This is a genomic window from Blautia intestinihominis, from assembly GCF_040096655.1.
Classification (GTDB): domain Bacteria; phylum Bacillota; class Clostridia; order Lachnospirales; family Lachnospiraceae; genus Blautia_A; species Blautia_A intestinihominis.
Genome location: NZ_JBBMEI010000011.1, coordinates 46,593 through 58,374 on the forward strand (window position 1 = coordinate 46,593; position 11,782 = coordinate 58,374).

The window sequence follows — 11,782 nt, forward strand, 5'->3', positions numbered from 1 at the left end:
TTTATTTCTCCATCTCTTTTTCAAGGATCCCCATCGCGATCTTCTCCGGAGTGATCGGAAGTTCACGTACACGGACTCCTGTTGCATTATAGATTGCTTCTGCGAGTGCCGGACACGGGGTATCAATGACAAGCTCTCCAATGGATTTCGCTCCGAATGGGCCACTCTCCTCGTAACTGCTCTCAAAATCAACACGGATCTTACCGATATCCATTCTGCTCGGGATCTTGTACTGCATGAAGGAATTGTTGCGGATCTTTCCCTTATCTGTATACTGTACATCCTCAAACAGTGCCATTCCGATTCCCTGTGCGATACCGCCCTCGGTCTGCACCCGGGCAAGATTCGGGTTGATCGGTGTTCCACAGTCAACAACAGCAACATAATCAAGAACATCTATATTTCCTGTTTCTTTGTCTACTTCGACCTCGACCATTCCGACCATGAACGGCGGAGGGGACAGCGGTGAGGAATGCTGTTTCACTACCTGCAGTTCTATATTGTTAAAGAAAGTACTCTTAAGCCCAATTTCCTCGAGAGAAACTTTTTTATTCTCATCCTCGATACAGAATACATAAGAGCCGTCAAAATCAACGTTCTCCTGCTCTGTCTGCAGCATTTCTGCTCCGAGTTCACAGATTTTTTTGCGGAGCTCCTGGCAGGCTTTTACGACTGCCATACCGGTTGTATAGGTTGTTGCAGATGCATAGGAACCTGAGTCATATGGAGAAATATCAGTATCTACACTGAATACTACGATATTTTCCATCGGAGTCTCCAGACAGTCTGCAGCAATCTGTGCCATGACAGTATCGCATCCGGTTCCCATGTCTGTACAGCCAAGTGCCAGAGTGTAGGAACCATCTTCATTCAGCTTGATGTCTGCACCGCCGACATCAACACCTGCAATAGAAGAACCCTGCATTGCCATCGCAACACCCAGACCGCGTACTTTGCCATTGCCCATATCCTGAGAGAGTGATCTGGAATCCCAGTTCATCATTTCCTTTGCTCTTGCCATACAGCGATCCATTGCACAGCTCTGTGCATATGGGACATCTGGATATCCCGGAAGCGGACCGCCCTCTACCGGCATGTTCAATTCTTTCATCCTGGCCGGATCCATTCCCATCTTGTGTGCCAGTTCATTGACCGCAGATTCAACCGCAAAAATACCCTGCGTTGCTCCATATCCACGGTAAGCTCCTGCTGCCTGCACATTCGTATAAACGACATCAAAGCAAAAACGATATGCTTCGGTATGTCGGTAAAGTCCAATGGATTTGTGACCACTTAATCCTACGGTTGTAGAACTGTGTTCTCCATACGCACCGGTATTTGACAGTGTATAGACATCCAGTGCACGGATGATACCGTTCTCATCTGCACCTGCACGGACAGTGATCTCCATCTCGTGACGCGGTGTGGAGCAGATCATCGATTCATATCTGGAATAGATCATCTTGGACGGACGGCCTGTCTTCCAGGTTACAAATGCCGGGTAGATCTCACTGACAGAAGTCTGCTTTGCGCCAAAGCCACCGCCGATCCTTGGTTTGATGACACGAACTTTGGATGCCGGAATATCCAGTGCACGGCCTACGATTCTTCTGATATGGAAAGGAATCTGTGTAGAAGAAAGTACGATCAGACGTCCAAAATGGTCCATATAACATGCTGTGCGGAAAGTTTCCATCATAGCCTGCTGGTTTGCCCTGGTGTGATAAGTGTGTTCTACCGTATATGCACATTCACTTAAGACTTTATCTACATCACCATGTTCTTCCCTTGCTGTAGCACATAAGTTTCTCTTATTATCGCCGCCAAGCGGGATCTTGAGTTTCCAGTCCTCCTCCGGGTGCACCAGGATCGGATTATCTTTTGCAGTATGGATGTCGAAGACCGGTGTTTCCACCTGATATTTGACCTTGATCCGCTTAAGTGCCAGATCAACAGCCGCCTCTGTCTCACCTGCAACGATCGCAACTGCATCTCCGACAAAACGCACATGACGGTCAAGGATCAGTCTGTCATCCGGGCTCATCTCCGGTGCAGTCTGTCCTGCAAGTGTAAAACGCTTCTGCGGAACATCTTCATAGGTAAAAACACAGACGATGCCAGGAACTTTCTTTGCTGTATCCGTCTTGATCGTGTCGACCCATGCATTGGCATGAGGGCTTCGCAGGACTTTGACGATCAGGGAATCTTTCGGTGCCAGGTCGTCCGTGTACACAGGCTTTCCTGTTACCAGTGCCATGGCATCTGTTTTCTGGACAGGTTGATTTACATATTTCATTTTATGCTTCCTCCTGTGTTTTCTTATAATTAAGGTATTTCAGGATACTTGCGGTCTGGGAGACAAAACCGGAACATCTGCACAGATTTCCTGCAAGGTATTCCTTGATCTGCTCTTCATCCGGTTCCTCGAGTTCACGGAGCATCGCGATCACATTCATGATAAATCCCGGATTGCAGAAGCCGCATTGTTCTGCACCTTCATTTGCAAGAAAAGTTCCAAACTCCTCTGCTTCTTTCTGAAGTCCTTCCAGTGTCACGATCTTCTTTCCATCGATCCTTACAGCGAGCATGGAACAGGAAAGGATCGGTTTCTCATCCATCAACACCGTACAGAGACCACAGTTTGCTGTCTCACAGCCTCTCTTGACACTGTAACAGCCTTTTTCCCTCAGAAAATCGATCAGGAGCATTCCCGGATCGACTTCTTCCTGACGCTGTATTCCATTCAGCCAGAATTTAATATTCATCCTTCATTCCCCCTACTACTTCCCAGGCTCTTCTCGTAAGAACTTTTACAAGAAGGGTTCTGTATTCTTTGGATCCTCTCATGTTTCCGCTAGTCGGAACATGTTCTGCTGCATAGTCTGCAAATTTCTGAATTACTTCTTTCTTTGCTTCTTCACTCTTCTGATCAAAATTTCCAAGGATGTCTTCCTGATCCTCTACGACCATGGCACGGGCAGGCCTTGCACCGATCACTGTCCTCGCTTCGTTTCCGATCAGAGAAACACAGCAGGTCAGTACCGGAAAGTCTGTCTTTGTATTTCTCTGGCTCATATAACAGACGCGGAGAGGCTGCTTCTTTACAATAATATTTACAAGGATATCGTTATCTTTCTTCCGATCCACAAACTCTGTCAGCGGAATTTTTCCTGCATTGTGAAGTTCTACCCAGGTATCCATCCCCAGGAACATGGTCAGTACATCCGAGAAACCGTATCGTCCCCAGATACTGCCGCCGACAGTCGCACAGTTTCGGAACTGCACGCCAACAATGTGCCGGACACTTTCTCTCACAGCCCCCTGCGTATATTCATTCAGTCTCTTATCAGTCTCAAGTTCTCTCAAAGTCGTCATGCATCCGATCACGAATTCCTCATCCGTTTCCTGAATGCCAGCAAGTCCAAGTCCGGAAAGATCAATGGCTGTGGAAATATTTCGATTTCCCATCTTAAGCCATACCATTCCGCCAAGCACGATCGCTGTTTTTTTCTGATTCAGCTCATATGCTTCCTCAATGCTGTTTACTTTCACATAGCTTTTAATCTTTAGCATCTGTGCATCGATTCCTTTCTTTCATCCAATTTTAAAGGTATAAAGGCATACATTATTTAATTTTAGCAGAAAAATTCCGAAATTTCCAGAGGGATCGATTTTTCTGTGAAACATGCATAAAAAAATCCCTTTCTGATCCGCAGTTTTGCGGAGAACTGCGGAAAAGAAAGAGATGATTGATTTTCATTTAGCGGTTGTTGATCGCAGTTACAAGTGCATCGATGGATGCACGGATGATATCCGGGTCAACGCCGGCTCCCCAGGAGAGAGTTCCGTCTGGTTTCTGGATTCCTACGTAAGCAATCGCTTTGGAACTGGTGCTCTTCTCAAGCGCATGCTCCTGGTAGGTAACCAGTGTAAATTTCAGTTCGTAAGCTTTCTTCAGTGCATTGCTGACTGCATCCAGACGACCATTTCCGGTTGCCTCTGTTGTAACTGTCTTTCCATTGAAGCTGGAAGTTACCTGAGTAACGATTCCACCGTCTTTCTGCTGGAAATGTACTTCGCTGATGCTGTATGGGCTGACCGCATTTTCGAAAGTGGATTTGAACAGGTTAAAGATCTCATCCGAATGAAGTTCTTTGTGGCTGTGGTCAGATACGGCTTTGGCTGCATAACCCATAGCTTCACGCATCTTAGGCGGCAGATTCAGACCGTACTTGGTCTCCAGGATATAGCCTACGCCGCCCTTTCCGGACTGGCTGTTGATACGGATAACATCTGCATCGTAGTTTCTTCCAACATCGGTCGGGTCGATCGGCAGATATGGAACTGTCCAGCGGCTCGGGTCTTTTTCCTCTCTCCAGTGCATTCCTTTAGCGATCGCATCCTGATGGGATCCGGAGAAAGCTGCGAATACAAGTGCACCGCTGTACGGGCTTCTCTCGTCAACTTTCATGCCTGTGCACTCTTCGTATACTTCGCATACATGCGGCATATCGGAAAAGTCAAGCTTCGGATCTACGCCCTGGGAGAACATGTTCATTGCAACAGTAACGATATCCACGTTTCCGGTACGCTCTCCATTTCCGAATAAGGTTCCCTCGATTCTGTCAGCGCCTGCCAGCAGACCCATCTCAGAATCTGCGACACCGCAGCCACGGTCATTGTGTGGATGAAGGGAAACGATAACGTTTTCACGGTATTTCATGTTTTCGCACATGTATTCGATCTGGCTTGCATATACATGAGGCATGGAATGCTGTACGGTAACAGGCAGGTTGATGATCGCTTTGTTGTCTGCGGTCGGTTTCCATACATCCAGAACTGCGTTGCAGACTTCCAGCGCGTATTCCGGTTCTGTTCCTGTAAAGCTCTCCGGGCTGTATTCAAACTGGAAATTTCCTTCTGTCTGGTCAGCCAGTTCTTTGAGGAGTTTTGCTCCGTCTACAGCGATCTTCAGGATCTCTTCTTTGGATTTCTTGAATACCTGCTCGCGCTGTGCTACGGAAGTAGAGTTATATACGTGAACGATCGCTTTCGGTGCGCCCTTGACAGCCTCGAAAGTTTTGCGGATGATATGCTCTCTCGCCTGAGTCAGTACCTGGATGGTTACGTCATCCGGGATCAGGTTCTGTTCGATCAGAGTACGGATAAAGGTGTATTCTGTCTCAGATGCTGCCGGGAAGCCAACTTCGATCTCTTTGAAACCGATCTCTACGAGCAGTTTGAAGAATTCGATCTTCTGCTCCAGGCTCATCGGGATGACCAGGGCCTGGTTTCCATCACGAAGGTCAACGCTGCACCAGATTGGAGCTTTGTCTACATATTCTTTCTCTGCCCATTTCATGCATCTCACTGGCGGCATAAAATACTGTCTCTGATATTTTGTTACGTTTTCCATGATCTTTCCTCCATCTTGTAAAAAATTCTGTGCAAAAAAAAATCTCTCATCTCTACACTATTGTAAGAGACGAAAGACAGTAACTTTCGCGGTACCACTCTTATTTATGAACGGTTTCATACACTCAAGGGATACGGGATCATTGGATCCTTATATCCTCTCCATATAACGGTGGATACCGTCTGTGTCTACTCTCCTTATCGGATTTCGGACAGATGCTCAAAGGCGAGTTCCATGGATTCCTTCTGCTGCCTTACACCAGCCGACAGCTCTCTGCGCTCCGGTTTGCATGTACTATTCCTTATCATTGCATTTCATCATTTTGCTTTTTCTGATGTAGTAAGACTAACATGACATTTCATTCTTGTCAAGGGTGAATTTCAAAAGTTCCCTTTAAAACAATATACCGGATTCCTTATTTGAAATCCGGTACGTAAATATTATTTTTTATCCAGAAGTTCTGCCAGGATTCTGGAATACTGTCTTGCCGCGTCACCATTCATGTGACCATCATAATCTGTGTATGCCTTCATGTCATGTGTAAATACCTTGAAGTACTGTGTGTTAAAGTTCAGATATTCTACATCCTGCTCTTCAAAAAATTTACCGAAATACTTCCACGCCGCATTATAATTATCACTGTAATCCTTCAATGCCGCAATTGGAACCGGTGTGGTTACTGCCACAAACTCAATGTCATTTTCTTTACAGAATGAAATCAGCTTCTGGAGGTATTCCATATTCTGGCTGCTGACTTTATCCTGTTCAAACAGTTTTGGCTCTGTTTTCTTTATTTTCTTTACATCCACCGGATACCTTTCGATAAATCCACTCTCATGATATTCCTGAGAATCACTCTTTAACCCTTCGATGCTGTAATCTTTTTTCAATTTCTGTGTGAAAGTCTCTTTGATCTTTGGAACTTCATAGCTAAGTGAATATTCATACCACGGAAACAAAACTGTTCGGAAATTACATTTCACAATAGAATTCCAGAAGTACTCTGCCTTCGCTTTTGTGACTGGAAATTCATGATAAAACAGCAGATAGTTGTTTCCTTCTTCTTTTTCGGTAACAAAATATCCCGGATCCACTTCATAAATGATTCGTTTCGGTTTCTGCTTCTCTGTGATCAGCTTTGTAAGATAATATGCATCAATCCCATATTCACCACCTACGCAGAGATTATGTCCTGTACGTCCGTTCACTTCCTCCATGGACTCCGGATCAATATCCATTTTACCATGAGAAGTTCCCAGAATAATGTCATCAAACTGCTGTGTTACAACTGTATGTACATCGTTTCTCATAAAAGTGCAGGGATAAAGTGCTGTATCCAGCAGTATCAGTATTGCTGTGCAGACTGCAATGACGAGAACTGCTTTTGAAAATTTTTTAAAACTGTGCATAGATAAATCCCCTTACTGCCGCTGTTGATCCGAAGAAACCAATGGATAACAGCAGGCAAAAATAAATTGCCACTGTGACCGGTAAACTACATCTGGACAGCGTCTCCCTGATTCTGATACCACGTTCCTGAAGAACGCTGACAATAAACAGAATCATGCATCCAACTGCAAGAATCAGCAATGCATAAGGTGTAAATGCTGTTCCCTCCTTGCCTGCCGGAATCAGAAGCAGTTCTGCCGGCGCAAATCTGGTCACCGCCAGTCTCATCATATGAAGTGCCTGTCCAACGGTATCTGCACGGTCAAAGAACCAGCTGATGTTTACCAGAACAAAAGTCCTGATGATCATAAACACATAATACCAGTTCTCTTTGCCCGTAATATTGAGCTTTTTCTTCCAGTTCTTGTAGTTTCCTGCCATAAGGCCGCTGAATGCAATGATAATACCGTTATACATACCATATACGATATATTTCCATGCTGCACCATGCCACACACCAACTACAAAAAATACAATCAGATTTGACAGACAGATCGGTAAAGTACGACCTGTTTTCTTTCCAAAGACTTTTTTTGCCCATCTTCCAAATTTTTTCATCCATCCAGAAAGCGTCACCGGATAAAAAACATAGTCCTTCATCCATGTACCAAGGGTGATATGCCAGCGATGCCAGAAGTCTGTAATAGACGTTGCAAAAAACGGACGGGTAAAGTTCTCATCCAGTTCAATTCCAAACATGGAAGCAATACCAATTACAACATCCATTCCACCGGAAAAATCCGCATACAGCTGTATCGTATAAAACAGGACTCCAAAGATTGCCAAGCCGCCATACTGATTCGGATTATCAAAAATTGCATCTACAAAAACCGCTGACCAATCTGCCAGGATCATTTTTTTGAAAAAGCCCCAGAGAATTCTCTCAAGACCTCTTGTAATATTCGCGCTCTCAAATTTATGAGGCTCATAAAGCTGATGTGCCAGTCTGCTGTATCTTCCGATCGGTCCCTGAAGGATCTGCGGGAAGAAGGATACAAACAGCGCATATTTCAAGGGATGATGTTCTGCCTTGCATCGTTTCCAGTATACATCCAGAATATATCCCGAAGACTGAAAGGTATAAAAGGAAATGCCCAGTGGAAGCAGAATCTGCATTCCCCTCAGATTCATATGAAACAGGGCATTCAGATTCTCTATTGCAAAGTTTGTGTATTTCACAAGACCAAGCATTCCAAAATTAAGTACCAGCCCAAGGATCACAAATTTCCTTGCGGTTTTGTGTTTCCCTGCTGTTTCCATTTTTTCTATGGCAAGCGCAGTCAGCCAGGTTACAAACGTGGAAAACAGCAGAAAGCCAACATATCTGATGCCTCCCGCTATGTAATAAATATAACTGAAAGCCAACAGCACCAGCCATTGCCACTTTGCAGGCACAAGATAATATACAATAACTCCTGCCGCTACAAACAATAAAAAAAGATTTGATACTAATGACATGATATTTTCTCCTGCATAAGCCAGAATAAGGCACTGCACTAATTACTTAATGCAGTGCCCCTGCCTGACTGATTAATTCAAAATTGCATTGTCCAGACATCCATCATCGCTTCCGCCGTCAGAATCTCCGGAATCATCGCTTCCGCCGTCAGAATCTCCGGAATCATCATAACTGTAGTCATCGTAGCTGTAATCATCATAACTGTCATCATAGCTGTAATCCTCTGTCTGTGAGGATGTCTGCTGTGCCGGTGCTTCTGTCGGTTTCGGTGCCAGTGCCTGCTCTGTTTCCTTTGTATTGACAGATTTCTTCAGATCCTTGCTGTCAAATACAATATAAGCAACTTCTCCTTCAAGATGAAGTTCCGCTTCCTCTGTATCGCCAAACGGAAGTGTATGAAGTGTTGCAGTTGTTCCATCTTCGAATGTAATCTGCATATCATATTTCTGAACTTCCGGCTCAGATGTTTCAGATGCTTCTTCTGTGTCCTTGTCATCTGCTGTCTCTGCTGCATCTTCTGTGTCTGCATTCGGGTCAAACCAGAGTGTTCTTTCTTCATCTGCTGCAAACTTGTCATCTTTTTCGAGGAAATTATCCGGATATTTCTCATCTTTCTCATTCTTGACAGTCACTTCTGTAATCACCTTACCTGTAAGGTTCTTGAATTTCAGGCTGAAAACACCCTCTGCGTCTTTATCTGTTTCCGGTTTTTTACCGATTGTTTTTTCTTCTTCTGTTTCTTTGGAATCCCCGGTATCATCTGCTTTGGCTTCTGTCGCTGTTTCTGTGTCTGCTGCCATAACAGCCTGGCCTGCTAACAGACTGGTTCCAATTGCCGCTGTCATTAAAATTGTTACGATTTTTTTCTTCATTTACCTGTCCTGCCTCTCTTTTTAGTAGACTTTTTTCTTGATATACTTCAAAGTACCTTTCTGTCCGTATTTGACTGCATATCCTGTGTAACCTTTCGGTCCGTATTCCTTCTGGAAGTTTGGATCATATACATAAGTGTTGTTTTTGACCTTAATTTCAACCCATGCATGAGGTCCGTTGCCTTTACCTTTGTTTACGTAACCAGTTACATAATGTGCATTATATCCCGCAACCTTTGCCATCCAGTAAAATGTACTTGCCATCACATAGCAGTCACCACTTCCTGTACGGAAACCATAAATTCCATAATATGTCTGGTTTTTCTTTGCCACTTTGTAGTTTCCATTGTAGCGAAGAGATGCTGACCAGTTAAACGCTTTTCTTAAGTTACCGCCACATTTCTGAAGACGGATTGCTGCCAGTGTCTCTACCTGAGACAGTTTGGTTGCACGTCCCCGAGTATCGATCCTGTAGTAAGTACTTGCGTTGTATTTGTAATATTTCTTGTTTTTCACAAGTGTATATTTGGAATCAAAGATATAGGTATATTTGCCGATCTTACGGATTCCTTTTACTTTTTTGCCGTTTTTGTCATAATAATATTTATGATCTTTGCTCCATGTATTTTTCAGAACAGCTGCTTTGGTTGTTGCCGCTGACACGGTCTGTACATTCATAACCGGAGCTGCTGCCGGCATTGCTGCGATCACAAGACTTAAAACGAGTGCTGTTAATTTTTTCTTCATGCTAGATTCTCCCTCTTCTTTCTTAGTAGCGTGAAACAAGGCTCTCTACAACATCATATTTATAGCTCTTACCCTTTGGACGGAATACAGATAACTCTACATTATCATAAGTATAGGTGATATCCACTCCGTTTCCATTTCTGAAACAACTGTTTTTGGAAATTTTGTATTTTTTGTATTTTCCGAGAAGTTTCTTGATTGTTGTTGCATTTTTGTTTGTTCTGGAAGCAGCTCTCAACTGTGCTGTTTTTGTTTTGTTGTAAGTCCCGTTTGCGTTGAAGTAATATACATATGGCATTCCATATGCAGAGGTACTTCCCACACGTACTCCCTTAACTCTGTGTCCCAGATAATCAAAGCCATAATACTGACCCTTGATCTTTTTGACAATTACACTGTATTTTCCCATCATTTCTTTGTCGGCCTGATAGGCTGCACCATTTGCTCCAAAGTAATAGGTATAGCTGACCTTGCCGCTCTTGATCTTACGCCAAGCATTACACAGTTTCTTGCCATTCTCATAAGCGTAATATCTGCCGCCTGATTTCTTCAGGGTTGTTTTTGCAGCAGCCTGCACAGTAACTGGCTGAGAAACTGAAACAACCGGTGTCAGCATGAGCAGCAGGAAAAGTGCTACTGCCAAGATTTTTCTGGTTTTTTTCATGTTGATTCTCCTTTTTTATTTAAAATTTTATTTTATACTGTGCTACATAAGACGGGCGTGAAGCCGCATCAAATAAAGCTCCATACATGTTATCATAATAGCGTCCATTTATCATCACAAAGCTGTGTCCCTCTGCCAGAGTGATCACATACGGCTGATATCCCAGTTCCTTTGCAACTGCTGCGACTGCACTTGCCATTCCATAACAGTTTCCTGTCAGACCGTTTTCAAACATCTGAACTGCGTATTTGTATACCCATCTGCGGCTTCTGAATTCAGCAGGGGTAGGATCCATGCTTCCTACAAATCTATTATAACCTATAATATAATTAAAGCATGCCCGCAGTTTCTGACGATTGGTCATACCTGCTGTTGTATGATTTGCAATAAATCTCCTTGCTGCCATCTTACAGCGTGCCTGCATGGTATCCACCGCATATCCGTTCTTGCCAAGCCTGAGACCGCTTATAGTCCTGTTGACTATGCATCTGCCACTTTTGTAAGCATAATAGACTCTGCCGTTTACTTCCTGCCATCCGCCAACGCCTTTACCATATTTGTTGACGATAAACCAGTATGTGTTTATCTTTACGACTTTCGTGCTTCCAGGTGTCACTTTGTGAGAGTTCATATCAAATACATAATATATCCCTCTTACATTGCATGCCCCACCTCTGGCTGCTACGCCATTTTCACGGAACCAGTAATATTTACCTTTGATGATCTTCCATGTATTCCGGACAGGTTTATTATTGACATAATAGCGATAACCACCCTTTTCCCAGATAAGTCCCTTCTTGACTTTCGAAGTACTTCCCTTACCAGTGGATGCTGAAGTCTTCGCGCTGCTATTCACTGCCGCATGAACATCCCCTACTCCACATGAAAGGATCAATGCAAAAAAGAATACCACCAGCATCGTTCTGCCAGCCCAACTACTTCTTTCCAATTTCATTCCCTCCTCTCCTTTCCAGTGTTTTTACATTATAATATATTCTTTGGACAATTTCAATCAATTGACCATCAAAATAAAAAAAAGCAGTTGCAAAAGTATTTTCTGCTTGCTATAATACTACATATTCTCGGGGTATGGCGTAGCTTGGTAGCGCGCACGGCTGGGGGCCGTGAGGTCATGGGTTCAAATCCCATTTCCCCGATGTTCTTATTCAACAGGA

General features: G+C 43.9%; 10 protein-coding genes, 1 tRNA gene and 1 other annotated feature. Of the genes, 1 reads left to right on the plus strand and 10 read right to left on the minus strand.

Translation table 11 applies throughout. The features are described 5' to 3' along the window. Position 1: 1 nt before the first annotated feature. The 10 genes from WMO75_RS05335 to WMO75_RS05380 all read right to left on the minus strand — a co-directional run bounded on the left by WMO75_RS05335 (position 2) and on the right by WMO75_RS05380 (position 11,562). On the minus strand, positions 2-2,296 hold the full coding sequence (locus tag WMO75_RS05335) for a xanthine dehydrogenase family protein molybdopterin-binding subunit (protein ID WP_118698258.1): 2,295 nt from the start codon (positions 2,294-2,296) through the stop codon (positions 2-4). A 1-nt stretch (position 2,297) separates the two neighbouring features. Then, the gene (locus WMO75_RS05340; protein ID WP_022213745.1) at positions 2,298-2,765 is read right to left on the minus strand and encodes a (2Fe-2S)-binding protein; all 468 of its coding nucleotides are present in this window, start codon (positions 2,763-2,765) and stop codon (positions 2,298-2,300) included. After that, the gene (locus tag WMO75_RS05345; protein ID WP_118698259.1) at positions 2,755-3,573 is read right to left on the minus strand and encodes an FAD binding domain-containing protein; all 819 of its coding nucleotides are present in this window, start codon (positions 3,571-3,573) and stop codon (positions 2,755-2,757) included. Before WMO75_RS05345 ends, WMO75_RS05340 begins: the two co-directional genes overlap by 11 nt. A 187-nt stretch (positions 3,574-3,760) precedes the next feature. Next, positions 3,761-5,416, minus strand: coding sequence for a 2-isopropylmalate synthase (locus tag WMO75_RS05350; protein WP_118698260.1), 1,656 nt, complete (start codon positions 5,414-5,416; stop codon positions 3,761-3,763). A 62-nt stretch (positions 5,417-5,478) separates the two neighbouring features. After that, positions 5,479-5,733, minus strand: a binding site (T-box leader). A 123-nt stretch (positions 5,734-5,856) separates the two neighbouring features. Next, on the minus strand, positions 5,857-6,825 hold the full coding sequence (locus WMO75_RS05355; RefSeq protein WP_022213748.1) for a hypothetical protein: 969 nt from the start codon (positions 6,823-6,825) through the stop codon (positions 5,857-5,859). Continuing rightward, a complete protein-coding gene (locus WMO75_RS05360) occupies positions 6,812-8,323 on the minus strand; it encodes an MBOAT family O-acyltransferase (RefSeq protein WP_118698261.1) in 1,512 nt (503 codons plus the stop codon). Before WMO75_RS05360 ends, WMO75_RS05355 begins: the two co-directional genes overlap by 14 nt. A 72-nt stretch (positions 8,324-8,395) precedes the next feature. Next, the gene (locus tag WMO75_RS05365; RefSeq protein ID WP_303223027.1) at positions 8,396-9,196 is read right to left on the minus strand and encodes a hypothetical protein; all 801 of its coding nucleotides are present in this window, start codon (positions 9,194-9,196) and stop codon (positions 8,396-8,398) included. A 21-nt stretch (positions 9,197-9,217) separates the two neighbouring features. Continuing rightward, entirely contained in the window at positions 9,218-9,943 is a 726-nt protein-coding gene (locus WMO75_RS05370) for a transglutaminase domain-containing protein (protein WP_118252280.1), read from the minus strand. A 22-nt stretch (positions 9,944-9,965) separates the two neighbouring features. Further along, positions 9,966-10,607: a hypothetical protein gene (locus tag WMO75_RS05375; RefSeq protein WP_118252281.1), complete on the minus strand. Its 642-nt coding sequence runs from the start codon at positions 10,605-10,607 to the stop codon at positions 9,966-9,968. Between the two features lie 19 nt (positions 10,608-10,626). Then, entirely contained in the window at positions 10,627-11,562 is a 936-nt protein-coding gene (locus WMO75_RS05380) for a hypothetical protein (RefSeq protein WP_303223025.1), read from the minus strand. Between the two features lie 128 nt (positions 11,563-11,690). On the opposite strand from WMO75_RS05380, the gene WMO75_RS05385 reads away from it, so the two are divergent. After that, positions 11,691-11,764: transfer RNA gene (locus WMO75_RS05385), tRNA-Pro, on the plus strand. The last annotated feature ends 18 nt before the right edge of the window (positions 11,765-11,782 follow it).